Origin of the sequence: Thioalkalivibrio sp. AKL19 (assembly GCF_000420165.1) — a bacterium.
Taxonomy (GTDB): domain Bacteria; phylum Pseudomonadota; class Gammaproteobacteria; order Ectothiorhodospirales; family Ectothiorhodospiraceae; genus Thioalkalivibrio.
Window position 1 is genome coordinate 1 of sequence record NZ_ATUK01000006.1, and the last position, 23032, is coordinate 23032.

Sequence of the window (23032 nt, forward strand, 5' to 3'; positions counted from 1 at the left end):
CGGCAGTCGGGCGTGTTTCTTGGGTACTTCTTTGCACGAGCAAAGAAGTACCTCGCGGTGCGCTCGCGAGAGAGCGCGTGGCAGGCGGCGGACCGGAGGCACCGTAAGCACCCAACGACGAACCGGGACCAGCCACAACAAGGCAGGCGGTGGATCGGAGGCAATGTAGACACCTGAGGCCGAACTGCGCCCGGGCCCGGCGCTGCGAGGACCCTGGTCAGGTGGTGGCGATGCGGTCGAGCAGGGCGCGGTAGCCGGCGCGGTAGTCGGGATACTGCAGGCGATAGCCACTGGCATGCAGGCGCTTGTTGCAGCAGCGCTTGCCGGAGACTCCGCCCTCGGGCATTGGCGGTGTGCCGGGCGGATCGATCTCCATCGCCCGTGCCAGCCAGGCGAGCAGCTCGTGGCGCAGGGCGGGCTCGTCATCCACGCCCAGATAAATCGGGTCGGGGTCATCCAGATGGAACAAGTGGGTCAGCAGGCCCACGCAGTCATCGCGGTGGATGCGGTTGGTCCAGACCGGTGCTTCGTGCTGACCGCGCACGCCCTCGCGCACCTTGCGCAGGTGGTACTCGCGCCCCGGGCCATAGATGCCGCCAAAGCGCACGACCACGCCGGGAAAGGGACTGTCGGCGAGCAACTGCTCGGCTTCCCGCAGGGCGCGCCCGGAGAACCGGGTGGGTTCGGTGGGGCTGGCCTCGTCCACCCAGCGGCCGTCGTCGGCGCCGTAGACCGAGGTGCTGGAGACGAATACAACGCGGCGCGGCCGCTGGCTGGCCCGTTCCAGGGCGGTCAGGGTGTTGCGCAGGCCGTCAACATAGGCGCGACGATAGGCGGGCTCGGTGAACTCGCCCGGGGTGGCGATGAAATAAACGGTGTCGAGCGCCGGCGGCAGCTCCGGCAGGCCGTCCGCGACGCCGAAGTCGCCGACCAGGGGCTGGATCGGCTTGGGGATGTGCTCCGGCCGGCGGCGCAGGCCCCAGACGGCATGTCCCGCGACGGCGAGCGGTTCGCCGACGGCGCAGCCGAGGTCGCCGCAGCCCATGATCAGGATGTTGGCCATTGTTCCCTCCGCGATCGTGCTTCGCACGCTACCGGCTTCGCCGGCGAAAGACCAGCCCCGGAGTGAGGGTTCGACCCGGGTCGATGGGTCGGGCATCCTGAGCGGGACGCAGATGACGGGAGGTGCGGCTTGGGCAAGGCCAGGCGGACGACAAACAACGCTACGTGTGCCTGCGGCTCGGGGCAGGACCGGATGGCCTGCTGCGGGCCGTATCTGGACGGAACGGCCTCGGCGCCGACGGCGGAGACGCTGATGCGGTCACGTTATGCAGCCTTCGTCGAGGGGCGGGAGGATTATCTGCGGGCCACCTGGGCTCCGGAGACCCGACCGGCATCGCTGGGGCTGGATCCGGATCAGCGCTGGCTGGGGCTGGCGATCCGCGCGACCGGGGCGGGTGGGCCGGATGACGTCGAGGGCTGGGTCGAGTTCGTCGCGCGATCAAGGCTGCACGGCCAGGGCGTGCGTTTGCACGAGCGCAGCCGGTTTCGTCGCGAGGATGGCCGCTGGGTTTATGTCGACGGGGAATTTCCGGGGGCATGACAGCCGCAGCGGATGCGGTCGCATCGCCGGTGAGTCCGGCGTTGCTGGAGCGGGTGCTGGAGTGCTTGCGCGTCCGGCCGGACGGGCTGACCGAGCACGCCCTGATCACGCAGTTGCGCGACGCGGGAGTGGAGCCGTTTGCCGGGGCGCGGCTGCAGGAGCCACTGAGCCTGTTTCAGACACACTTCCTGTTGTTCCACTGCCTGTATCGGCTGCGCGACCGCCTGGCGGAGCAGGGCGAGTGGCTGCGGATTCATTGCCTGGATATCGGCATCGAGCCGGTGTCGGGTGTCCCGCGGGCGGGCGGGTTCCCGGCCCCGCACGACCCCTTGCGGGCCTATTACCTCGATCCGACCCGGCTGGACACCATGGATGCGGCGGCGGTCGAGGCGCTTCTGGGCGAGTTCTGGTCGCGCCTGGGGCGCGACGAGCAGCGCGAGCAGGCCCTGGCGGTGCTGGAACTGGCGGACCCGGTGGATGCGGACACCATCCGCCACCAGTACCGCCGGATGGCGCAGCGACACCACCCCGACCGGGGTGGGGACACGGCGACACTGCAGCGGATCAACGCGGCCCGGTGGGTCCTGCTGACCGGCGAGTGAACACGCCGGGGCTCAGTCGTCGGAGTCGGACATGGTGGTCACGAACGCCTGTTCCACGGTGAATGTGCCCACGCCCTTGTAGTTGGTCTGGGTCCAGCCATGTTCGGTGAGCCACTCGCTCATCTCGCGGTTCATCGCCGGGTTGCCGCACAGCATCACGCGGTCGTGTTCCGGGTCCGCGGGCGGCAGATCGAGGATCTGGCTGAGTTCCCCGGAGCGGAACATGTCGGCGCCGCGCTGGTTGTTGTCATACGGCTGCTGCGCGATCGGGCAGGCGAAGTCATGGTTCTCGCGGGTCACGGTCGGCACGTAGCGCAGGCGGTCGCTGATGAGCGACTCGATCTCCTGGCGGTAGGCCAGTTCCTCGACGGTACGCACGCTGTGCACCAGCACCGCGTTGTCGAAGTGCTCGAACAGCTCCGGGCTGCGGATCAGCGAGATGAACGGGGCGAGCCCCGTGCCGGTGGCCAGCATGTACAGGGTGCGGCCCGGCTGCACGTAGTCGAAGGTGAGCGAGCCGGTGACCTTGGTGTTGATCCAGATCGGATCGCCCGGGCCGGCCTTGGCCAGGCGGCTGGTGAGGGCGCCGTCCGGCACATGGATGCTCAGGAACTCCAGTTCCTCGGCCTCGGGTTCGGAGACGATCGAGTAGGCGCGCGGGATCAGCTTTCCCTCGGGCCGCAGCCCCAGGGTCACGAACTGCCCGTTCTTGAATTCCAGACCCTCCGGGCGCGTGGTGGTAAAGCTGAAGGTCTTGTCCGACCAGCGGCGCGTGGAGGTGATGCGTTGTTCCGAATACGGCATAAGTGCGTGGTTTTCCGATTATTGTTTGGTCATACGCTAGCAAGTCCCCGTGCCGGCTGCGAAAGCGCCGGCAAAAACCAAGGAAAACAGTCAGAAAATTGGAGGCGTCTCAGCGGGTGGTTTCGCCGGCCAGGTGGTGCTCCAGCGGGGTGGGTTCCGACAGGTAGAACCCCTGCACGAAGTCCAGCCCGATCTCGCGCAGGCGCTCCATGGTGGCCTCCGACTCCACGCATTCGGCGATGGTGCGCAGGCCAAGCACGTGGCCCACACGGTGGATGGCCGTGACCATCGCGGAGTCCACCGCGTTGTGGGCGATGTCGCGCACGAAGCTGCCGTCGATCTTGATGAAGTCCACCGGCAGGTTCTTCAGATAGCCGAACGACGACAATCCGGAGCCGAAGTCGTCCAGGGAGAAGCGACAGCCCATGTAGCGCAGGGTGCGGATCAGGCTCTGGGCGCGCTCGTGGTGGCTGATGGCCGCGGTCTCGGTGATCTCGAAGATGATGCAGTGCGGCGGGATCGCGTAATGCTGGAGGCGCTCGGTCACGAATTCGAGCATGCTCTCCTGGGCCAGCGATTGGCCCGAGAGATTAATGGCGACGGTCGGATCGCAGCGGGCGTTGTCCCCGCGCGCCGCGCGATGCCGTGCCAGCATGGCGAATGCGTGATCGATGACGTGGCGATCGATATCCGGCATCAGGTGGTAGCGTTCCGCGGCCGGGATGAAGCTGCCCGGCGAGATCAGCCGGTCGTCCTCGTCGCGCAGGCGCATCAGCACCTCGAGATGGGCCAGATCCGGATCCATGGGCCCCAGCGGGTGGACCGCCTGGCCGAACAGCACCAGGCGCCCTTCGTCCAGTGCCGTGCGGATGCGGCCGACCCATTCCATTTCCCCGCGCCGGCGGCGCAGGGCCTGGTCGGTGGGCTGCCAGACGTAGATGCGGTTGCGCCCGTCCTCCTTGGCGGCGTAACAGGCGGAGTCCGCCTGGCTGAGGATCTCGGGCAGGGTGTGCGCCGGTCCGTTGACCGGCACCAGGCCGATGCTGACCCCCACGTCGAAGCGCCGGCCCTCCCAGGCGAAACGCAGGGCCTGAACGGCTTCCAGCATGCGGTGCGCGATCGCCTCCGCGCGTTCCGGCGGGCAGTGGCACAGCAGCACGCCGAATTCGTCACCACCCAGTCGGGCCAGGGTATCGTTCTGGCGGATCAGGTGCAGCAGGCGCTCGGAGAGCTCGCGCAGCAGCTCGTCACCGGCCTGGTGTCCGCAGGTGTCGTTGATGATCTTGAACTGGTCGAGGTCCATGTAGAACACGGCGTGCGGGGTCTGGCCCTCCTGGAGGGTGCGCAGGGCCTCTTCCAGCCGGCGTTCGAATTCGCGGCGGTTGCACAGTCCGGTCAGGTCGTCATGGGTCGCCTGGTGGTTGAGCTGCTGGGTCATCTGCCACAGCTCAGTGTGGTCGTGCAGCACGACCACCACGCCCTGGGCCGCCCGGTTCGGGCGTTGCAGCGGTGAGGCGAGCATGCGGACCACGCGGATTCCGCCGTCGGCGCGATGCAGGATGCGCTCGGGTGATTCCGTGGTCGCGCCGAGCTCCAGACACTGCTCCACCGGGTGCTGCACGTTGGTTCCGGTGCGTGTGTCCTCCAGCTCCAGGAGTTCGTCCACCCGAAGACCCTGGGCACTGGTGGCATCGATCCCCAGCAGGGTCTGGGCCGCCGGGTTGAGGTAGGTCAGGCGCCCCTGGGTGTCCGTGGTGATGACACCGTCACTGATCGATTGCAGCGTGGTCAGCAGGCGGTCGCGTTCGGCCCCGGTGGCGGCCTCGGCCGCACGCAGCGCGGTGATGTCCCAGGCGACACCAAGAACACCGTCGCCGTCCTTCAGCGGGATCCAGGAGACGCTCAGGTGGGTGCCATTGACGGCGTCCTCGAACTGGAAGGCCTCGCCGGCCAGCGCCCGTTCGGCCGCCGCGAGGGTGTCGGGGTGATCGGCATAGACCTCCTGGAATTTGCGCCCGACCACCTCGCCGGGGCCGAGACCGAGGGCGCGCAGCCCGGCCCCTTCCGATAGCGTGAAGCGGCCCTCGGCGTCCAGTGCGAACAGGATTAGGGGGGCGTGGCGGATGGTCGCCCCCAGCTGGGTCTCGAGGCGCTTGAGGTTCTGCTCCGACTGGCGCTCGCGAGTGATGTCGCGGAGCGTCGTGAAGACCTCGATCTCCCCGTCGGTGCGGATCGCGTTGATGTGGACCTCGGCGGGAAACTCGCTGCCGTCGCGCCGGCGGTAGCGGCTCTCGAAGTGGGCGGGAAGCCGGTTTTCCGGGTCCGAATGGGCCTGCTCCACGTCGTCCTCGGTGGCCTCCAGGTCCAGGTCGGTGATATGCACACCGCCGGTCAGCTCGGCCCGGGAATAGCCCAGCAGTTCGCAGGCGGCGTGGTTGGCCGCGATGATCTCGCCCTGGCGGTCCAGGACCAGGTGGGCCTCGGGTGCCTGGTCGAAGATCCGCTGATAGCGCGTGCTGTCCGGTTGGTCGGGCATGGCGGCGGGGTGGATCCTTTTTTCGGGCGGGCCCGTCGGGGTGCGTTTCGGCGTCCGAGTGTCGCCGCTCGCGCCGGTGCTGGCAACCTGCGCCGGCCGTCCTATCCGGGCGCATGGGTCAGCCGGGAGAGGGTCTCCGGGGGCGCGGGAGCCCCACTGCCGTGGTTGCTGCGCAGCCGCGCGCGGGCCCAGGCGACGTGTTCGCGTACCCGTTCGTCGGGGTGGTCGGCGCGGGCGGTCAGTGCGGCCTCCGCCTGCGGCGTGGCCGGGCCGTTGCCCAGCGCCACGGCGATGTTGCGCAGCCACTGGATGTGCCCGATACGGCGGATCGCCATGCCCTCGGTGCGGGCCAGGAAGGTCGCCTCGTCCCAGGCGAACAGGTCGACCAGGCCGGCCGCATCCAGGCCGTGACGAGCGATGAAGTCGGGTTCGGCCGAGATCTCGGCAAAGCGGTTCCACGGGCACACGAGTTGGCAGTCGTCGCAGCCGTAGATGCGGTTGCCGATCAGGGGGCGCAGGTCCTCGGGGATGCTGCCCTTCAGTTCGATGGTGAGGTAGGAGATGCAGCGCCGCGCGTCGAGATCGTGGGGGCCGCGGAACGCCTGCGTGGGGCAGACCTCCAGGCAGGCGGTGCACTGCCCGCAGTGTTCGCCCACCGGCTCGTCGACCGGCAGCGGGAGGTCGGTGAACAGCTCCCCGAGAAAGAACCAGGAGCCGCTCTCGCGTGCCAGCAGGTTGGTGTTCTTGCCGATCCAGCCCAGCCCGGCGCGCGCGGCCAGGGCCTTCTCCAGGATGGGGGCGCTGTCGGTGAAGGCGCGGTAACCAAAGGGGCCGACCTCGGTCTCGATCCGGCGGGCGAGGGTGGTGAGGCGCTTGCGCAGCAGCTTGTGGTAGTCGCGGCCCAGGGCGTAGCGCGAGACATAGGCACGGTCGCCCGCGCTCAACTGGATGGCCGGACGCCGCGTGGCCGGCGGAAAGTAATCCATGCGCACGCTGATGATGCGCCGCACCCCGGGCACCAGGGCGTCCGGGTCGTGGCGCAGGGCGGCGCGTTCGGCCATCCAGTCCATCTCGCCGTGCGAGCCCCGCGCGAGCCAATTGTCCAGGTGCCGGCGGTCTGACTCGGGTACCTCGGCGGGGGCGATGCGCACCGCCTGGAACCCGAGCTCGCGTCCCCAGTCGCGGATGCGATCGGCAAGCTCGGTGCATTGGCGTGGATCGAGGCGCTGAGGCACGATTTGGCTTCCGCGACGGAGGTAATGGCGTGAATCATGAACCCGACCTACAAGGATTGACCAGCGCACTGTTCGACAATGCGGGCATGCGTGCCCTGGATGCCGCCGGCCTGGACCTGCCCGGGATGGCACCGGGCGAACTGATGGAGCGGGCCGGCCAGGCCCTGCTGACGGTGGTACGCCGCGCGTGGCCTCGAGCCCGGCGCATCGGGATCCTGTGCGGGCCCGGCAACAACGGCGGGGATGGCTACGTGCTGGCCCGGCTGGCGGCCGAGACGGGGCTGGAGGTGTGGGTCCATGGCGGGGCCTCGCGGGCGCGCCCCGAGTCCGATGGCCGCCGTGCTTACGCGCGCTGGCGGGACGGTGGCGGCGAGGTCCGCGCGCTGGAGGATTTTGATCCGGCGGCCGCGGACCTGTGGGTGGACTGTCTGTTCGGCATCGGCCTGGAACGTCCGCTGACCGATGCCTATGGCGCGCTGATCGAGCAGTTGAATGCGAGTGATGTTCCGGTGCTGGCGGCCGACGTCCCCTCGGGCGTGGATATCGACACCGGTCGGGTGCTGGGGCAGGCGGTGCGGGCCGATCGTACCCTGACCATGATCGCGGACAAGCTGGGGCTGCATACGGGGGCCGCCGTGGACTGTGCCGGCGAGGTCGAGGTGGCTTCGCTGGACCTGCCGGGCGCGGTAGCCGGGGGCATCGCGCCGGTGGCGCGCCGGCTCGGACCGGCGGACTGGCGGGGACACCTGCCGGCGCGGCGCCCGGGGGTGCACAAGGGCGATTGCGGGCATGTACTGGTCGTGGGCGGCGCGCCGGGCTACTCCGGTGCGGCGCGGCTGGCGGCCACCGCGGCCCTGCGCGCCGGGGCCGGGCGCGTGACCCTGGCGACCCACCCCGAGCACGCCGCCTGGGCCAACCAGGAGCGCCCCGAGCTGATGGTTCAGGGCATCCGGGATGCCGGCGAACTCCAGACATTGCTGCGCCGGGTCGACGTGGTCGCGGTGGGGCCGGGGCTGGGGCAGGACGCCTGGGGGCGCGGACTGTGGCTGGCCGTGGCCGACGCCGAGTTGCCGCGGGTGGTGGATGCCGATGCCCTGAACCTGCTGGCCGAGGCCCCGCGCCGGGGCGAGGACTGGATCCTGACGCCGCACCCGGGCGAAGCCGCCCGGCTGCAGGGGACGGACGTGGCGTCCATCGAAGCCGACCGGCCCGGGCAGGTGCACGCGCTGGTGGGCCGCCTCGGGGGAGTGGTACTGCTCAAGGGGGCCGGTACGCTGGTCGCCGATGCGGGGGCGGGCTTGCTGACCTGTGTCACGGGCGGGCATCCGGGCATGGCTACGGCAGGCAGCGGCGACGTGCTGACCGGCATCATCGCGGCGCTGCGGGGGCAGGGCGCCGATGCGCGCACGGCCGCCGAGGTCGGCGCCGCCTGGCACTGCGCCGCGGCCTGTGTCGCGCGTGACCGGCTGGGTGGGGCGCGCGGGATGCTGGCCGGGGACCTGGCCGATGCCCTGCCGGCCGCCGGAGGTGCGAAATGACCGAGCGATCGAGCCCGCTGGTGCTTCCGAACCTGGAGGCCACCGAGGCGGCCGGGGCGGCACTGGCCGCGCTCGATGCCCCGCGTATCGTGTTCCTCGAAGGCGATCTCGGCGCGGGCAAGACCACCTGGGTGCGCGGCCTGCTGCACCGGCTTGGGCACGAGGGGGCGGTGCGCAGTCCGACCTACACCCTGGTGGAGCCCTATGCGCTGGCGGGCCGCGAGGTCCTGCATTTCGACCTGTACCGCCTGGGTGATCCCGAGGAGCTCGAATACCTGGGGGTGCGGGAGGCCTTCGGGGGCGACACCCTGTGGCTGGTTGAATGGCCGGAACGCGGCGCCGGCTGGCTGCCCGATCCGGACCTGGTTGTGCGCCTGGCGCACCGTCCGGATACCGCGGAGGGCCGCGAACTCCGGCTGGAAGGCCCGCTCGCCGAGGCGTACCGGCGGGCCCTGGATGACCGTGTGTGATCGCTCAACCGGCTGATGTTGGGGAGCCCGAGGCCAGGGTCAGAGTTGGCCCGACACGCGCAAAATGCGCGATATCTCGCTCATAAGGAAAGAAAACTGCTATTGCTTTTCCAGAAAAAGCGTCCACAATGTAGTCAGAACCCCTGATTACAAAGGGAATCGCCGTGGGCCAACCAACATCGCCGGATCTGCGCCGCCGTCAGCTACTGTGCGCCATGACTGCCCTGGGGCTGGTCGGGATGCCGTTGCCCGCCGTGGCCCGCACCGCTGTGCGGCGGGTCCGCATGTCGGTGGACGGCGATACCACGCGCCTGGTCTTCGACATGGACGGCGAGGCCGAGTACTCCATGTTCCGTCTGCAGTCCCCCGAGCGCCTGGTGGTGGACCTCGAGAATGCTCGGGCCGTGGACGACCTGGGCATCAGCGACAACCCGCGTTCGGCGATCAAGGCGGTGCGCCATGCCGCGCGCAACGGCTCCGATTTGCGCGTCGTCTTCGATTTGCGCAAGCCCGTGGAGCCGCGCAGCTTCGTCCTGATGCCAGCTCAGGGTGCCCCGCACCGCCTGGTGCTGGACCTGACGACCGGCGAGGCGCCCGCGGCCCCGCGGGCGGCGGAGAACAACGGATCCCGGCGCGGGCGCTCGCAGGAGAACCTGCGCGATGTCGTGGTCGCCATCGATGCCGGCCACGGCGGGCATGACCCGGGCGCGATCGGCCCGGCTGGCACCCGCGAAAAGGACGTCGTCCTGCAGATCTCCAAGCGCCTGGCCGAGCGCGTGAACGACGAGCGCGGCATGAAGGCCGTGATGATCCGTAGCGGTGACTACTTCCTGCCGCTGCGCGAACGCATCGAGCGCGCGCGCAAGGCGGACGCGGACGTCTTCGTGTCCATCCATGCCGACGCCATCGCCAACCGCAACGTGCAGGGATCGTCGGTCTACATGCTGTCCGAACGCGGGGCCTCCAGCGAGGCGGCGCGCTTCCTCGCGCAGCGCGAGAACCAGGCGGATCTGAGCCTGGGCGGGGTCCCGATCAACGGCAAGGACGATTCCCTGGCCAACGTGCTGCTGGACCTGGCCCAGAGCGGCAGCCTGGAGGCCAGCAACACCCTGGCCGAGCGGATGATCGGGGAGCTGCACCGCGTGGGCAAGGTGCGCAAGCCGGAGGTCGAACGCGCCAACTTCGCGGTGCTGCGCTCGCCGGATGTGCCGTCGATCCTGGTCGAGGCCGCGTTCATCTCCAACCCCTCCGAGGAGCGCAAGCTGCGCAGCGCCAGCTTCCAGAACTCGCTGGCGGACGCCCTGCTGACCGGGTTGCGGTCGTACTTCTCGACCCATGCCCGTCCCGGCACCCTGATCGCCGACGGCCAGCCCGACCAGCACATCATCCGCCCGGGCGAGACCCTCTCCGGGATTGCCGACCGCTACAGCCTGTCCCTGGCGGACCTGCGTTCGGCCAACAACGTCCGCGACGACCGCATCTTCGCCGGGCAGGTCCTGCGTATCCCCCGCGATTCCTGAACCCGGTACCTCCCGCGCAGGCCGTCACGTCTTGCAAGCGCTGTTCGATCGGCGGCTAGGCACTTCGGCGCCGCCCCGGTTAGGCTAGGCACCCGATTCCAGTCTCTCCTCAGGTGTCGCCCGTGGCGATCGCAAAGCTCTCCGAACAACTGATCAACCAGATCGCCGCCGGCGAGGTGATCGAGCGTCCGGCCTCGGTGGTCAAGGAACTGCTGGAGAATGCCCTGGACGCGGGGGCCACGCGGGTGGACGTGCGCCTGGAGCAGGGCGGGGTCCGGCTGATCCAGATCAGCGACAACGGCAGCGGGATCTATCGCGACGAGATGCCGCTGGCCCTGTCGCGCCATGCCACCAGCAAGATCGCCTGCATGGACGACCTCGAGGCCCTGCACACCCTCGGCTTTCGCGGCGAGGCCCTGCCCTCGATTGCCTCCGTCTCGCGCCTGTCGCTGACCTCCATGGTCGAGGGCGAGCGCAACGGCTGGCGCCTGACCGGGGACGGCTCCGATGTCTTCCGCGAGGCCGCCCCGGCGTCGCACCCGGTGGGCACGACGGTCGAGGTGCGCGACCTGTTCTTCAACGTCCCCGCGCGGCGCAAGTTCGTGCGCACCGAACGCACTGAATACAATCACTGCGAGAACGTGATCCGGACCCAGGCGGCGGCCTGCCCCGAGGTAGCCTTCAGCCTGCGCCACAACGACCGCGTGACCCTGGACCTGCCGGCGGCCGACGACCCCGGCGAACGCGTGCGCGCCCTGCTGGGCGATGCCTTCCTGGAGCATGCAACACCGGTGGACGAGCAGCGCGCCGGTCTGGCGCTGTCCGGCTGGCTGGGCTCGCCGACCCAGTCGCGGGCGCAGCCCGACCAGCAGTTCTTTTTCGTCAACGGCCGGGCGATCCGCGACCGTGTGCTGGCCGCGGCCGTGCGCAAGGCCTACCAGGACGTGCTCTATCACGGGCGGCATCCCATGTTCGTGCTGGACCTGGAGCTGGACCCGACCCAGGTGGACGTGAACGCGCACCCGACCAAGCAGGAGGTGCGCTTTCGCGAGTCGCGCATGGTCCACGACTTCATCTTCCACAGCCTGCACAAGGCGCTAGCCGCGTTGCGTCCGGGAGATTCCGGGCATGCCGCGGCGGTGCCTGACATGGGCGCGCCGACCGCTGCCGGGCGCCCCGCGCCGATGCCGGCGCAGGCGGAGCGGCCGCTGTCCGGACTGGGCGTGCCGGGGGCGGGCGGTGGGTACATGCCGCCGCGCGAACCACGCCCGGAGCCGGTCGGGCGCGACCCCGGGTTCGGCGCGGCCTGGGCCGAGTTCCGCGGGGTGTCCGCGGCGGTGGAGGAACGGCCCGCTGCCTACGAGCGCCAGGCCGCCGTTGCGCCGGGCGTCGCCCCTGCGGACCCGGATGCGGACAGCATGCCGCCGCTCGGGTTTGCCCTGGGGCAGGTGGCCGAGACCTTTATCCTGGCCGAGAACGCCCGTGGCCTGATCGTGGTGGACATGCACGCCGCCCACGAGCGGATCACCTATGAACGTCTCAAGCGCGAATGGGAGGGGGCGCGGGTGACCTCGCAGCCCTTGCTGGTGCCGGAGACCCTGGATGTCACCCCGGCCGAGGCCGAACTGGCCGAGGAGCGAATGGAGCTGCTTGGTGAGCTCGGCTTCGAGCTCGACCGCGCCGGCCCCGAGACCCTGACCCTGCGCGCGGCGCCCGCGCTGCTGCGTGGCCAGGACACCGCGCAGCTCGTGCGCGATGTCCTGGCGGACCTCGCGGCCGACGGCTACAGCCATCGGGCCGAGGGGGCGATGAACGCGGTACTGGGAACGATCGCCTGCCACGGTTCCGTGCGTTCGGGGCGGCGCCTGACCCTGCCCGAGATGAATCAGTTGCTGCGGGACATGGAGGCCACCGAACGCTCCGGTCAGTGCAATCACGGGCGCCCGACCTGGGTGGAGCTGGACCACTCGGCGCTGGACCGGCTGTTCCTGCGAGGACGCTGATGGCCGGACTGGATGGGGACCGGCCGCCGGTCGTGCTGCTGGCCGGTCCCACCGCGAGCGGCAAGACCGCGCTGTCGCTGGCGCTGGCCGAGGCCCTGGACGCGGAGATCGTCAGCGTGGATTCCGCACTGGTCTATCGCGGCATGGATATCGGCACCGCCAAGCCGGACGCCGCCGAGCGGGCCCGCGCCCCGCATCACCTGCTGGATATCCGCGACCCGGAGGACACCTACAACGCCTCCGACTTTGCCCGCGATGCCCGCGTGGCGATCGATGCCATTCATGCCCGCGGCCGGGTCGCCCTGCTGGCGGGCGGCACGCTGCTCTACCTGCGCGCGTTGCTGGACGGCTTCGACCCGATCCCGCCGGTACCGGATGCGGTGCGCGCGGCGGTGCGCGCCCGGCTGGAGCGCGAGGGCGCCGTGGCCCTGCACGCCGAGCTGGCGACCGTGGACCCGGCCGCCGCCGCGCGCATTCACCCGAACGACCCGCAGCGCATCCTGCGTGCCCTAGAGGTCCATGCGGCCAGTGGTCGGCCGCTGTCGGCCTTCCAGAGCGGAGCGGCCGCAACGGTTCCGCTCGGCTGGGTGTCGCTGGCCCTGTGGCCGGAGGATCGCGAACGTCTGCGCACCCGCATCGCCGATCGCTTCGACGCGATGCTGGAGGCCGGTTTCGTCGACGAGCTGATGACCCTGACCCGGCGCCCCGGTCTGACTGCGGAGCATCCCTCGCAGCGCGCGGTGGGGTATCGTCAGGGCTGGCAGTGGCTGGCCGGTGAGTATGACTTTGCGACCTTCCGCGAGCGGGCGATCGCCGCGACCCGCCAGCTGGCCAAGCGCCAGCTCACCGGGTTGCGGCGCTTCCCCCTGCATGCCCGGCTGAACGCCGAGCGCGCGGACTTGTCGCAGGCCCTGGAGGCGATCCGCGGGGCGCGCTCGGCCACGGCCGGATAACGCCCGGGGCGGCCGTTGGCAGGCGAGGCGGGGCCGGTATGCTACGCTTCAAGTTAACCGACCGGCGGGCCGGCCGCGGGCCGCTCGCGCGGGTCGCGAACCAATAATAACGATCAAGGAACGCACCGATGGCCAAAGGGCAAATGTTGCAGGAACCCTTCCTGAATGCGCTGCGCCGGGACCGGATCCCGGTCTCCATCTACCTGGTGAACGGGATCAAGCTGCAGGGGCAGATCGAATCGTTCGACCAGTTCGTGGTGCTGCTGCGCAGTACGGTCTCGCAGATGGTCTACAAGCACGCCATCTCCACGATCGTCCCGGCACGCCAGGTGAACATGAACCTCGAGGGCGAGGCCGCAGCCTCTGCGGAAGCCGAATCCTGATGCCGAGTCGCTGGCTTGTTTGAACGTCCAGAGAGCGGCGGCGACGCCGCCGCAGGCAATACGGCGGTCCTGGTTGCGCTGAATATCGGGGACAACCCCGATATCGAGGCCCAGGTCCAGGAATTCGACGAGCTGGTGCGTTCCGCCGGGGCCGAGATCAAGGCCGTGGTGCGGGGTTCGCGCGACCGGCCGCACCCGAAGCTGTTCGTCGGTGCCGGCAAGGCCGACGAGATCCGGGATGCGGTGGAGGCGTCGGGTGCCGACGTGGTGATCTTCAATCACGCCCTGTCGCCCAGCCAGGAACGCAACCTCGAGGCCCACCTGAAGGCCCGGGTGCTGGATCGTTCCGGGTTGATCCTCGATATCTTTGCCCAGCGCGCCCGCTCCCACGAGGGCAAGCTGCAGGTGGAGCTTGCGCAGTTGCGCCACATGTCCACGCGCCTGGTCCGTGGCTGGACTCACCTGGAGCGGCAGAAGGGCGGGATCGGCCTGCGCGGTCCGGGGGAAACCCAGCTGGAGACCGACCGCCGCCTGCTGGCCGGGCGTATCAAGCACATCGAGCGCCGTCTGGAGAAGGTCGAGCGTACCCGCGAACAGGGCCGCCAGGCGCGCCTGCGCAACGAGATCCCCACGGTTTCGCTGGTGGGCTACACCAACGCCGGCAAGTCGACCCTGTTCAACCGGCTCACGCATTCCGACGTCTACCAGGCGGACCAGTTGTTCGCGACCCTGGACCCGACCCTGCGCCGTCTGGACCTGGCCCCGCACCAGTCGCTGATCCTGGCCGACACCGTGGGCTTCGTGCGCGACCTGCCGCACGAGCTGGTCGCCGCGTTCAAGGCGACCCTGACCGAGACCCGCGAGGCGGCGCTGCTGCTGCACGTGATCGACGCCGCCGACCCGGAGCGCGAGGCGCGCATCCGCCAGGTCGAGGAGGTCCTCGAGGAAATCGGCGCCGAGGACGTCCCCTGCTGGCGGGTGTACAACAAGATCGACCAGCTGGAGAACCCGGCCGAGGACCCGGACGAGCGCTTCGGGCTGGCGGACGACGCCTTCTGGCTGTCGGCCCGTACCGGCGAGGGCGTGGCGCGCCTGGAACAGCGCCTGGCCGAGACCTTCACCGAGTCCATGACCCAGGGCTGGTTCGAGATCCCGGCCGCGGCCGGCCGGCTGCGGGCCCGGCTCTACGAGGAGAAGGCCGTGGAGGCCGAGCAGACCACGCCGGATGGCGCGATCCAGCTCCGGCTGCATCTGCCGCAGCGGCGCTTCGAGCAGCTCTTCCGCGAGGCCGGGCTGGATCCCGAAGCGGTGCGCCTGCAGCCGGAAGTACCCGGACCGACCGCCGCCCACCACTGACGACGCGACCTCCCGGCGCCCCGCGCCACCAGGAACTTTTGTGTTAATACCTGACCAAACCAGTCAGACATTCATGCAAAAGCCAACGCGAGGAGGTCCGCATGATCCTTGAACGCTTTGTCGATCCCGGCCTGTCCCAGCACTCCTTTGTGGTCGGCTGTCAGGGCAGCGGCGAGATCGCCGTGATTGACCCGCAGCGCGACGTCGATGTGTACCTGGACTACGCCGAACGCAACGGTTATCGCATCACCCGCGTGATGGACACCCACATCCACGCCGACTTCGCCTCCGGTGCCCGCGAACTGGCGGACAAGACCGGCGCCCGTCTGCTTTTGTCCGGGCACGATGCGGGCGAGCATTTCCAGGTGCAGTTCCCGCATGACGACCTGTTCGAGGGTGACCGCATCAAGCTTGGCAACGTGCATATCGAGACCCGTCATGTACCGGGGCATACCCCGGAACACCTGATGTTCGTGGTGTATGACGGGGCCCGGTCCGGCGAGGATCCGATCGCGATCATCACCGGCGATTTCCTGTTCGTGGGCTCGCTGGGCCGACCCGACCTGCTCGGCGAGGAGGCCAAACAGGCCCTGGCGCGGCAGATGTTCCACAGCGTGCGCGAGAAGCTGGCGGATCTGCCGGACGGGGTCGAGGTGCATCCCGGGCACGGTGCCGGTTCCGCCTGTGGCGCCGGCATGGCCGGGCGGCCGGTCTCCACGCTCGGCTACGAGCGCCGGACCAACCCGTACCTCGACCCGTCGCTGGACGAGGACGCCTTCGTGCACCAGTTGCTGCACGGATTGCCGCCGATTCCGGATTTCTATCCGCGTAACAAGCGGATCAACTCCGAGGGGCCGAAGGCGGTGATTCCGCTGCCCGGCATGACGGCGATGGATCCGACCGAGGTGTCCCGGCGCGCGGCGGCTGGTGAGGTCACGGTGATCGACCTGCGCGACCCGCTGGCGTTCGGCGGCGGGCATATCCCCGGGGCCCTGGGCATCGGCATCAATGGCGGCTTCGCCAACTGGGCCGGCTGGGTGACACCGGACGACACCCCGATTGTGCTGGTCGACCGGGCCGGTGATCCCGCGGTGATCGAGCAGGCCGTGCGCCAGCTCGTGCGCACCGGTCGCGACTATATCGAGGGCTATGTGCGCGGCGGCATGGCGGCCTGGGCCGGCACCGGCCTGCCTCTGGCGACCCTGGCCCAGCTGGATGCCCCGGCGGCGCAGGCCGCGGTCGCCGACGGGCGGGTTCGCCTGGTGGACGTGCGCGCCGTGGCCGAGTTCGAGGCAGGACATGCCGAGGCCGCGGTCAACCAGCCGGTGGCCGACACCCGTACCGGTATCCCCGGTATCGACAAGACCGAACCGGTCGCCGTCGTCTGCGGCAGTGGCTACCGTTCGACGGTTGCAGGCTCCATCCTGCAGCGGCTGGGCTACCACGAGGTCTACAACGTGGTGGGTGGCATGCAGGCCTGGGACCGTGTGATCGACACGGGCGAGGGGGACCGTCGCGCCGCATGATGCGTGACGCCGGGCGGGTGGCATGAGCCGCCCGCCTTTCCATGAAAAAGGCCCCGGGTGGAACCGGGGCCTTTTTCATGCTTGCATGCCGCGCGTCAGGCGTCGCCCTGGGCGAGGGCCTCCCGGTCGGCGCTGGCCAGGTAGACGGTCAGGGTCTCGCCGGCCCGGATGCCGTCGCCGTTCAGCCCGTTCCAGCGGCGGAGGTCCCCGATGCTGACCTGGTGGCGCCGCGCGATGGTCGAGAGGGAATCGCCGGGCCGGACCTCGTACTCGATGCGCTGGCCGTCGGGACCGCGGTCGGGGTCGGCACGCACCACCTTCAGGGTGTCGCCGGGCCGCAGGATGGCATCCGGCTCGAGACCGTTGGCGGCGCGCAGCGCGCCGATCGACATGCCGGTGCGCTGGCTGATGTGCCACAGGCTGTCACCCGGCTGGACCTCGTAGTCCTCGGCGGGCCGGCCGTTGTCGCTGGCCACCTGGACGGGGTCGTCCTTGCCCGAAGCGGAGGCCGGCAGGCGCAGCGTCTGGCCGGCCCGGATCAGATCGCCGTCGAGGCTGTTCATGTCGCGCAGGACCGCCACCCGGGTGCCGGTGCGTTCGGCGATTCGGCCCAGGTTGTCGCCGGCGCGTACGGTATATTCCCGGAAGCGGATGAGTGGCTCGTCGTCGCGCGTGTCCAGCGCGGTCTCGAGGGCCGGCAGGGCCTCCCGCGGGACGAACAGGTGCTGCGCGCCACCGGGATGGGTGGCGTGCCGGTGATAGCCGGGGTTCAGCTTCTTGAGGGTCTCGGTGTCGAGATCGGCGAGCTCCGCGATCAGCGAGAAGTCCGCCTGGCGACCGGGCTCGATCATCTCCAGCGCCGGCTCGTTGGCGATCGGCGCGATGGCGATGTCGTGGGCTTCGGGATCCAGGAACAGGTGACGCAGGGCCAGCAGCCGCGGGATGTACGCGGTGGGTTCGGCCGGCAGGTCCAGGCTCCAGTAGTCGGTGGGCTCGCCGCGCGCGGCATTGCGGTCGATCGCGCGCTGGATGTTGCCCTGGCCGTAGTTGTACGCGGCCAGCGCCAGGTACCAGTCATCGAATCGGCGATGCAGTGCCTGGAGGTAGTCCAGCGCGGCCAGCGTGGACTTGTAGACATCGCGGCGACCGTCGTACCAGTGATCGCGCGAGAGGTCGAAGTAGTCGCCGGTGGCCGGCATGAACTGCCAGATCCCGGCGGCGCGGCTGCGCGAGGTCGCCTGGGCGACGAAGCCGCTCTCGACGATCGGCAGCAGCAGTAGCTCGGCGGGCATGTCGCGCGCCTCGATCTCGGAAAGGATGAAATAGGCAAAGGGCTCCGCGCGCCGGGTGCTGTGTTCGATGATGCGCGGGTTGTCCTGGTAGTGCCGGATGTAGCGTTCCACGCGCTCGTGGTCCAGCGCGTCGTTGAAGCCGAAGCCGAGGCGCGCGCGCTCCCACAGGTCGTCCGTCTCGGCCGCACGCTGGGCGGCGTCGCGGCTTTGGCGCTCCATCGCGGCTTGCACATCTTCGGTGGTGCGCGGTTCCACGATGGGCTGGTCCGCCGCCGAGGTATCCAGCGTACGCCCGGAGTCGTGTAGGCTACAGGCAGAGGCGAACATCGCCGTCAGGCCGAGGGTCATGGCGGCTGTCAGCCGCGAACGGAGGCGTGGTGTCATGGCGCTGGAGGATAAACCAGAGATGGGGGATCACCAAGACCCGTTCCTGGACTGGTTGGCGGACTGGTACGCCCAGCCACAGGGGCGCCGGGTCCGCGAGCGCTTTCTGGAACGCATTCGGCGCTATGGCGACCCGGGCCCCGGCGACCTGGCGGTCGAGCTGGCACCGGTCCCGATCCTGGAGGACAGCGACGCCCTTCAGGCACCGCTGGTCCGCATCGCTTCCCCGCGGCCGGTACTGCGCATGGACCCGGAGGCCTGGCCACTGGAATCCGCCTGTGCCCGGCGTATCGTGCTGGCCCATCCCTGTGCCCAGAGCGCCCACCCGGAAGCGGTGGTGGCCGAGGCGGCCCGCGTGCTGGAACCCGAGGGGCGCGTGTTCCTGCTGGAAGGCAACCGCCTGCAGCGCGGCGGGCGCAACGGGGTGCGCGCCTCCCCGTTGCCCGAGGGGCTGCGTCGGCGCCAATACCGCGAATTGCTGGAGGCCGCGGATCTCGAGGTCCTCGACCAGTGGAGCCTCAGCCTGCTCCCGCCGGGGCTGTCCGCCGCCTGGCAAAAGCGCCTGGCGACCATGGACGCCTGGACTCTGCGCGGCCTGCCGCCACTGGCCAGCATGATCCTGACCGTGGCCCACAAGCGGGTGGACATGCCGCTGCGTCCGGCGCAGCGGTTCCGCTTCGCCATGCCCAACCCCGCGATGCGGCCGGGGCTGGTATCCTCGCGCACCGATCATTCTGGAGCCCGCCGAACGCATGGCTGACGAACGCGTGTACATCTATACCGACGGGGCCTGTCGCGGGAACCCCGGGCCCGGCGGCTGGGGTGCGATCCTGCGGTTCGGGGGCCGCGAGCGCGAGCTCTACGGGGCCGAGGCCGAGACCACCAACAACCGCATGGAGCTGACCGCCGCCATCCGCGCCCTGGAGACCCTGAAGCGTTCGTGCAAGGTGGAACTGGTCACCGACTCCAAGTACGTGAAGCAGGGCGTAACCGAATGGATGCCCGGCTGGAAGCGGCGCAACTGGAAGTCCGCCAGCGGATCGCCGGTGAAGAACCGCGACCTGTGGGAAGAGCTGGACGCGCAGGCCCAGCGTCATGACATCGAGTGGTACTGGGTGCGCGGCCACAGCGGGCACCCGGAGAATGAACGCGCCGACGAACTGGCCAATGCGGGCATCGATGCCCTGCTGGCCGGCGAACCGATCGAGAACTGAGAGGCAAAGCGATGCGCCAGATCGTGCTGGATACCGAGACCACCGGCCTGGAGCCCGGCGACGGCCACCGCATCATCGAGATTGGCTGCCTGGAGCTGGACAACCGCCGCCCCACCGGGCGCAAGCTGCACGAATATTTGCAGCCGGATCGCGAGATCGACGCCGGCGCAATCGAGGTGCACGGGATCACCAACGAGTTTCTGGCCGACAAGCCTCGATTTGCCGATGTCGTCGATGACTTTGTCGACTTCATTCGTGGGGCCGAACTGATCATTCACAACGCGCCCTTCGATGTCGGCTTCATCAATCATGAGCTGCGCCTGCTGGGCGACGCGGCACCGGCATCGGAGGTCGCCGAGGTCTGCAGCGTGCTGGATTCGCTGGTGATGGCGCGGCGCATGCACCCGGGGGCACGCAACTCGCTGGATGCGCTGTGCAAGCGCTACGAGGTGGACGGCTCCGGACGTACCCTGCACGGGGCGCTGCTCGATGCCGAACTGCTGGCGGATGTCTACTTGGCGATGACCGGGGGGCAGGTGGCGCTGACCCTGGATGCCGGGGGTGACGGCGACGCCGAGTCCGGACCCGTGCAGGCGCGGCGCTCCGGCAAGCCGCTGCCGGTGATCGAGCCGACGGCGGAGGAGCAGGCGGCGCACGAGGCGCTCCTGCAGACGCTGGACGAGGCGGCCGGCGGCACCTGCCGCTGGCGCGCCAACGCTTGATCCTGGCGCCCGACGCGGGCTCTGCTTCTGCGTTTCGGTGCCTTCGGCCCGTCACCCTGCCTTGTTGTGGCTGGTCCCGGTTCGTCGTTGGGTGTTTACGGTGCCTTCGGTCTGCCGCCTGCCATGCGCTGACTCGCCAGCGCGCCGCGAGGTACTTTCTTGCTTGCCCAAGAAAGTACCCAAAGAAGGGCCCCCGGATTCCGCCCGGGAACCTTGCTCCAGGGCCCTCGGGCCGGCGGCGCTGAACTCGCTGCGCCTACGGCTCCGCTCAGACATCCAGCGCCTTCTCCCGGCCCGAGGACCCTTCCGCAAGGGGCTCCATACGGGAGGGGGAGGTCAAAACAGAAGGTATTCCGGCCCCGTGGCACAACAACAGGCACAGCCGCTCGAACACCCTCGGCGCCCGCTCTGCGGGCGCGGCACGCAACGGCCACAGGCCGAGCGTGCCGAAGATGCCGGAACAGCCTGCCTCCAACCAATGGCGCAGGCCTTCGGATCGCAATTGTCTTGACCTACCTCCCCGTTGTCGTCGCGCCGAGTGGAGAGGCTTTTCGCGGGACGATTCAAAACAGAAACGGGGGCGCTGGATGTCTGAGCGGAGCCGCAGGCGCAGCGAGTTCAGCGCCGCCCGCGAAAAGCCTCGGAGCGAGGGAAACCCCGGCCCGCGCAGCGGGCCGGGGTCGCGGCAGTCGGGCGTGTTTCTTGGGTACTTCTTTGCACGAGCAAAGAAGTACCTCGCGGTGCGCTCGCGAGAGAGCGCGTGGCAGGCGGCCGGTCGAAGCCACCGTAAACACCAGAGGACGAACCCGGGCCAGCCGAGTTGGCAGGCGGCCCGACGAAGGCATGTAAACACTGGATGCTGAACCAGGCTTAGCCCCCCTGGAAGATGGCCGGAAGAGGGCACCGCACACATCCCGTGATGAGGGGGCGGGTCCGGCGCGAGCCGGAATGGGGATGGTGGGCGGGGCGTGGCGGCGTTAGTTGTGCTTCAGGATCCGCGCCCGCTCGCGCTCCCAGTCCTTGTCCTTCTTGGCCGCGCGCTTGTCGAATTCCTTCTTGCCCTTGGCCAGCCCGATCTCGAGCTTGGCGCGGCCGCGCTTCCAGTACAGGGCCAGTGGCACCAGGGTGTAGCCCTTGCGTTCCACCGCACCGACCAGGCGGTTGATCTCGGAGCGATGGAGCAGCAGCTTGCGTGTGCGGCTCGGGTCCGGGTTGATATGGGTGGAGGCGGTCGGCAGCGGGGTGATGTGGGCACCGAACAGGAAGGCCTCGCCGTTGCGCAGCAGCACGTACGCCTCGCTCAGCTGCGCGCGTCCGGCCCGCATCGACTTGACCTCCCAGCCCTCGAGCTCCATCCCCGCCTCCAGTCGGTCCTCGATAAAGAAATCGTGGCGCGCCTTGCGGTTGAGCGCGATGGTGCTGGAGTTGTCTCCGCCTTGTTTCTTCTTTCCCATAACCCGGGCAGTGTACTGCACGCGGGCGGCCGAAGCAGTCCGAATGTCCGGGCGCGCGGGGTGAAAGTTAGTAGTGTGCTGAGTTGTGTGCAGAAGCTGGCAGGAGGTGAGCGGCCATGGTATTCGGGCTGGTTAGCGACCACCGGAACCCCTCAAGGAGGGCGAGACCATGACCACTCACAAGAGCCAGGCTACTGCGGATCGCACGTCACTGCGAGCGCTATTGGGGACAGACGAGGAACTGATGCGCACGCTGGTGCGCGAGGCGGTCCAGCAGGTCCTGGAAGCCGAGATGAGCGACCAGCTCCAGGCGGCACCGGGGGAGCGCACCGAGGGCCGCCTGGGCTACCGGGCCGGGTACTACCCGCGCACCCTGATCACACGCGTGGGCAAGCTGGAGTTGCGGGTCCCCCGGGACCGCAACGGCCAGTTCTCCACCAGCCTGTTCGAGCGCTATCAGCGCTCGGAGAAGGCGCTGGTCTCGGCCCTGATGGAGATGTATGTCCAGGGCGTGTCGACGCGCAAGGTCAAGGCCATCACCGAGGAGTTGTGCGGTCACGGGTTCTCGGCCTCGGCGATCTCGACCATCAACCGGGGGCTGGACGGCCGCCTGGCGGAGTTCGCGTCGCGGCGCCTGGAGGAGCCCTGCCCCTATCTGATCCTGGACGCGCGCTACGAGAAGGTCCGCGAGGGCGGCGTGATCCGGTCCCAGGCGGTGCTGATTGCCATCGGTGTCAACTGGGAAGGCCGGCGTCAGGTGCTGGGGGTGGAGCTGGCCAGTCGCGAGAGCGCGAGCAGCTGGCGCGCCTTCCTGGAGCGGCTGCGCGAGCGCGGGCTGAACGGGGTCGAACTGGTGGTCAGCGACGAGCACGCAGGGCTGCGCCGGGCCATCCTGGAGATCCTCCCGGAAGCGGTATGGCAGCGCTGCTATGTGCACTTCCTGCGCAACGCCCTGGACCACCTGCCGCGCAAGGCCGACGACGACTGCCTGCAAGAGCTGCGCTGGCTCTACGACCGCCGGGATCTGACCGAGGCCCAGCGCGATCTGGCGGCCTGGCTGGAGCGCTGGCAGGCGAAGTATCCCCGCCTGTGCGACTGGGTGGAGGAGAACATCCAGGAGACCCTGACGTTCTACCGCCTGCCGCGGGCCCACCACAAGCACATGAAGAGCACCAACATGCTCGAGCGGCTGAACGAGGAGATTCGGCGCCGAACCCGAGTGGTCCGGATCTTCCCCAACACCCACAGCTGTCTACGTCTGGTGCGGGCTCTGGCCGTCGAAATCCACGAAGGCTGGCTGGAGGACAACCGCTACCTGAACATGGATCTGCTCAAAGAGCACAAGAAAATCCTGCTCCGGCAGGCCGAGGCCGCCTGAGCCATACCGACCAACCGAACATGGCCGACTCACTTCTGCACAACTTGACGCACACAACC

Annotated in this window: 21 protein-coding genes; 14 read left to right on the forward strand and 7 right to left on the reverse strand. The window is 69.3% G+C overall.

What is annotated here, in order from left to right; all coding sequences use genetic code 11:
* Positions 1-217: 217 nt before the first annotated feature.
* Positions 218-1063, reverse strand: a complete 846-nt coding sequence (locus F817_RS0101745; RefSeq protein WP_024326032.1) for an SDR family oxidoreductase — start codon at positions 1061-1063, stop codon at positions 218-220.
* Positions 1064-1192: 129 nt separating this feature from the next.
* On the opposite strand from F817_RS0101745, the gene F817_RS0101750 reads away from it, so the two are divergent.
* Together F817_RS0101750 and F817_RS0101755 are read left to right on the forward strand one after the other, a co-directional pair.
* Complete coding sequence (locus tag F817_RS0101750; protein ID WP_231369379.1) at positions 1193-1603, forward strand: YchJ family protein; 411 nt, start codon at positions 1193-1195, stop codon at positions 1601-1603.
* Entirely contained in the window at positions 1600-2205 is a 606-nt protein-coding gene (locus F817_RS0101755; RefSeq protein WP_024326034.1) for a DNA-J related domain-containing protein, read from the forward strand. The genes F817_RS0101750 and F817_RS0101755 overlap by 4 nt, the downstream gene beginning before the upstream one ends.
* Before the next feature lie 12 nt (positions 2206-2217).
* Here F817_RS0101755 and F817_RS0101760 read toward each other — a convergent pair whose 3' ends face one another.
* The 3 genes from F817_RS0101760 to queG all read right to left on the reverse strand — a co-directional run bounded on the left by F817_RS0101760 (position 2218) and on the right by queG (position 6780).
* Positions 2218-3009, reverse strand: a complete 792-nt coding sequence (locus tag F817_RS0101760; RefSeq protein WP_024326035.1) for a ferredoxin--NADP reductase — start codon at positions 3007-3009, stop codon at positions 2218-2220.
* A 109-nt stretch (positions 3010-3118) separates the two neighbouring features.
* The gene (locus F817_RS0101765) at positions 3119-5545 is read right to left on the reverse strand and encodes an EAL domain-containing protein (RefSeq protein WP_024326036.1); all 2427 of its coding nucleotides are present in this window, start codon (positions 5543-5545) and stop codon (positions 3119-3121) included.
* A gap of 101 nt (positions 5546-5646) precedes the next feature.
* Positions 5647-6780, reverse strand: a complete 1134-nt coding sequence (queG, locus tag F817_RS0101770; RefSeq protein ID WP_024326037.1) for a tRNA epoxyqueuosine(34) reductase QueG — start codon at positions 6778-6780, stop codon at positions 5647-5649.
* A 56-nt stretch (positions 6781-6836) separates the two neighbouring features.
* Here queG and F817_RS0101775 point away from each other — a divergent pair, with 56 nt between their 5' ends.
* From F817_RS0101775 to F817_RS0101810, 8 genes are all read left to right on the forward strand, one after another.
* On the forward strand, positions 6837-8318 hold the full coding sequence (locus F817_RS0101775) for a bifunctional ADP-dependent NAD(P)H-hydrate dehydratase/NAD(P)H-hydrate epimerase (RefSeq protein ID WP_024326038.1): 1482 nt from the start codon (positions 6837-6839) through the stop codon (positions 8316-8318).
* Complete coding sequence (tsaE, locus tag F817_RS0101780; protein ID WP_029681004.1) at positions 8315-8788, forward strand: tRNA (adenosine(37)-N6)-threonylcarbamoyltransferase complex ATPase subunit type 1 TsaE; 474 nt, start codon at positions 8315-8317, stop codon at positions 8786-8788. The genes F817_RS0101775 and tsaE overlap by 4 nt, the downstream gene beginning before the upstream one ends.
* 215 nt (positions 8789-9003) lie before the next feature.
* Positions 9004-10308: an N-acetylmuramoyl-L-alanine amidase gene (locus tag F817_RS0101785; RefSeq protein ID WP_051132316.1), complete on the forward strand. Its 1305-nt coding sequence runs from the start codon at positions 9004-9006 to the stop codon at positions 10306-10308.
* A 122-nt stretch (positions 10309-10430) separates the two neighbouring features.
* Positions 10431-12311, forward strand: a complete 1881-nt coding sequence (mutL, locus tag F817_RS0101790) for a DNA mismatch repair endonuclease MutL (protein ID WP_024326040.1) — start codon at positions 10431-10433, stop codon at positions 12309-12311.
* Entirely contained in the window at positions 12311-13264 is a 954-nt protein-coding gene (gene miaA, locus F817_RS0101795) for a tRNA (adenosine(37)-N6)-dimethylallyltransferase MiaA (protein ID WP_024326041.1), read from the forward strand. The genes mutL and miaA overlap by 1 nt, the downstream gene beginning before the upstream one ends.
* 128 nt (positions 13265-13392) lie before the next feature.
* Entirely contained in the window at positions 13393-13647 is a 255-nt protein-coding gene (gene hfq / locus F817_RS0101800) for an RNA chaperone Hfq (RefSeq protein WP_018141991.1), read from the forward strand.
* A 15-nt stretch (positions 13648-13662) separates the two neighbouring features.
* Positions 13663-15003 carry a ribosome rescue GTPase HflX gene (gene hflX, locus F817_RS0101805; RefSeq protein WP_024326042.1) on the forward strand — a complete coding sequence of 447 codons (1341 nt, stop codon included), beginning with the start codon at positions 13663-13665 and terminating at the stop codon, positions 15001-15003.
* A 101-nt stretch (positions 15004-15104) separates the two neighbouring features.
* Positions 15105-16529, forward strand: coding sequence for a rhodanese-like domain-containing protein (locus F817_RS0101810; RefSeq protein WP_024326043.1), 1425 nt, complete (start codon positions 15105-15107; stop codon positions 16527-16529).
* 95 nt (positions 16530-16624) lie between these two features.
* On the opposite strand, the gene F817_RS0101815 is transcribed toward F817_RS0101810, so the two are convergent.
* A complete protein-coding gene (locus F817_RS0101815; protein WP_024326044.1) occupies positions 16625-18205 on the reverse strand; it encodes a LysM peptidoglycan-binding domain-containing protein in 1581 nt (526 codons plus the stop codon).
* Here F817_RS0101815 and F817_RS0101820 point away from each other — a divergent pair.
* The 3 genes from F817_RS0101820 to dnaQ are packed head-to-tail and all read left to right on the forward strand — an operon-like array spanning position 18204 to position 20141.
* Complete coding sequence (locus tag F817_RS0101820) at positions 18204-18965, forward strand: hypothetical protein (RefSeq protein WP_042799046.1); 762 nt, start codon at positions 18204-18206, stop codon at positions 18963-18965. The two genes, F817_RS0101815 and F817_RS0101820, sit on opposite strands and share 2 nt — an antisense overlap.
* Complete coding sequence (gene rnhA / locus F817_RS0101825; protein ID WP_024326046.1) at positions 18958-19419, forward strand: ribonuclease HI; 462 nt, start codon at positions 18958-18960, stop codon at positions 19417-19419. The genes F817_RS0101820 and rnhA overlap by 8 nt, the downstream gene beginning before the upstream one ends.
* Before the next feature lie 11 nt (positions 19420-19430).
* Positions 19431-20141, forward strand: a complete 711-nt coding sequence (dnaQ, locus tag F817_RS0101830; RefSeq protein ID WP_024326047.1) for a DNA polymerase III subunit epsilon — start codon at positions 19431-19433, stop codon at positions 20139-20141.
* Between the two features lie 268 nt (positions 20142-20409).
* Here dnaQ and F817_RS14665 read toward each other — a convergent pair whose 3' ends face one another.
* Both F817_RS14665 and smpB read right to left on the reverse strand, forming a co-directional pair.
* The gene (locus F817_RS14665) at positions 20410-20616 is read right to left on the reverse strand and encodes a hypothetical protein (RefSeq protein WP_155988426.1); all 207 of its coding nucleotides are present in this window, start codon (positions 20614-20616) and stop codon (positions 20410-20412) included.
* A 502-nt stretch (positions 20617-21118) separates the two neighbouring features.
* Positions 21119-21595 carry an SsrA-binding protein SmpB gene (gene smpB / locus F817_RS0101835; protein WP_024326048.1) on the reverse strand — a complete coding sequence of 159 codons (477 nt, stop codon included), beginning with the start codon at positions 21593-21595 and terminating at the stop codon, positions 21119-21121.
* Positions 21596-21764: 169 nt separating this feature from the next.
* On the opposite strand from smpB, the gene F817_RS0101840 reads away from it, so the two are divergent.
* Entirely contained in the window at positions 21765-22973 is a 1209-nt protein-coding gene (locus F817_RS0101840) for an IS256 family transposase (protein ID WP_024325948.1), read from the forward strand.
* The last annotated feature ends 59 nt before the right edge of the window (positions 22974-23032 follow it).

What these genes read in the sequence shown, in the direction of transcription:
- F817_RS0101745 (WP_024326032.1), bottom strand. Translation starts at nt 1,063, where the DNA reads ATGGCCAACATCCTGATCATGGGCTGCGGCGACCTCGGCTGCGCCGTC.
- F817_RS0101755 (WP_024326034.1), top strand. Translation starts at nt 1,600, where the DNA reads ATGACAGCCGCAGCGGATGCGGTCGCATCGCCGGTGAGTCCGGCGTTG.
- F817_RS0101760 (WP_024326035.1), bottom strand. Translation starts at nt 3,009, where the DNA reads ATGCCGTATTCGGAACAACGCATCACCTCCACGCGCCGCTGGTCGGAC.
- F817_RS0101765 (WP_024326036.1), bottom strand. Translation starts at nt 5,545, where the DNA reads ATGCCCGACCAACCGGACAGCACGCGCTATCAGCGGATCTTCGACCAG.
- tsaE (WP_029681004.1), top strand. Translation starts at nt 8,315, where the DNA reads ATGACCGAGCGATCGAGCCCGCTGGTGCTTCCGAACCTGGAGGCCACC.
- F817_RS0101785 (WP_051132316.1), top strand. Translation starts at nt 9,004, where the DNA reads ATGACTGCCCTGGGGCTGGTCGGGATGCCGTTGCCCGCCGTGGCCCGC.
- miaA (WP_024326041.1), top strand. Translation starts at nt 12,311, where the DNA reads ATGGCCGGACTGGATGGGGACCGGCCGCCGGTCGTGCTGCTGGCCGGT.
- hfq (WP_018141991.1), top strand. Translation starts at nt 13,393, where the DNA reads ATGGCCAAAGGGCAAATGTTGCAGGAACCCTTCCTGAATGCGCTGCGC.
- F817_RS0101810 (WP_024326043.1), top strand. Translation starts at nt 15,105, where the DNA reads ATGATCCTTGAACGCTTTGTCGATCCCGGCCTGTCCCAGCACTCCTTT.
- F817_RS0101820 (WP_042799046.1), top strand. Translation starts at nt 18,204, where the DNA reads ATGGCGCTGGAGGATAAACCAGAGATGGGGGATCACCAAGACCCGTTC.
- F817_RS0101815 (WP_024326044.1), bottom strand. Translation starts at nt 18,205, where the DNA reads ATGACACCACGCCTCCGTTCGCGGCTGACAGCCGCCATGACCCTCGGC.
- rnhA (WP_024326046.1), top strand. Translation starts at nt 18,958, where the DNA reads ATGGCTGACGAACGCGTGTACATCTATACCGACGGGGCCTGTCGCGGG.
- dnaQ (WP_024326047.1), top strand. Translation starts at nt 19,431, where the DNA reads ATGCGCCAGATCGTGCTGGATACCGAGACCACCGGCCTGGAGCCCGGC.
- smpB (WP_024326048.1), bottom strand. Translation starts at nt 21,595, where the DNA reads ATGGGAAAGAAGAAACAAGGCGGAGACAACTCCAGCACCATCGCGCTC.
- F817_RS0101840 (WP_024325948.1), top strand. Translation starts at nt 21,765, where the DNA reads ATGACCACTCACAAGAGCCAGGCTACTGCGGATCGCACGTCACTGCGA.